The organism is Kitasatospora sp. NPDC001664 (assembly GCF_053596675.1).
The window spans coordinates 16,509-17,198 of sequence record NZ_JBSFGS010000050.1; the positions used below are offsets into that span (position 1 = coordinate 16,509).

Sequence of the window (690 nt, forward strand, 5' to 3'; positions counted from 1 at the left end):
CCGGCACTCGCCCGCACCGCCTCCGTGAACCCCGGCGAACCAGCCCCACCCGCCTGCACCGCCTCGGTGAACGCAGGCGAACCAGCCACCGGCACACCGGCACTCGCCCGCACCGCCTCCGTGAACCCCGGCGAACCAGCCCCACCCGCCTGCACCGCCTCGGTGAACGCAGGCGAACCAGCCACCGGCACACCCGAACTCGCCCGCACCGCCTCCGTGAACTCGGCGTTCCCCGCCGGGATGCCCGAACTCGCGGGCATGGCCTGGGTGTACGCAGGCGTACCCGCCACCGCCGCCTCGCCGCCCAGCGGCACGCCCGTGCTCGCCCGCACCGCTTCGGTGTACTCCGGCGACGCCCCGCCACGCGGCACACCGGCACTGGCCGGAATCGCCTCCGTGTAGGCGGCGGCCGTCTGCGCCGGCATCGTCGTGCCGAACGGATCCGTCCCGCTCATCGCCCGCATGACGCCGGGCTCGTAGACCGCCTCCGCCGGGAACGTGCCCTCCACCGGCCGGCCGACGGTGCCGCCGACCCGCGGCTCGTACTGGGCGGCCACGGTCTCGCCGCCGCCCCACAAGGGCGCCGCGTCCGGCTGCATCCGTTGCTGCGCCGGGAACACATCCTGAGCGGGCCCGTACTGCGCGGGGAACTCATCCTCCGCAAACCCACGACGCGCCGCGAACTCACAC

The 690-nt window shown here is 75.1% G+C and carries 1 pseudogene; it reads right to left on the bottom strand.

Annotation, left to right across the window (positions count from 1 at the left end):
• Nucleotides 1-690, bottom strand: a pseudogene (locus ACWCYY_RS38770) (hypothetical protein); the annotation flags it as partial.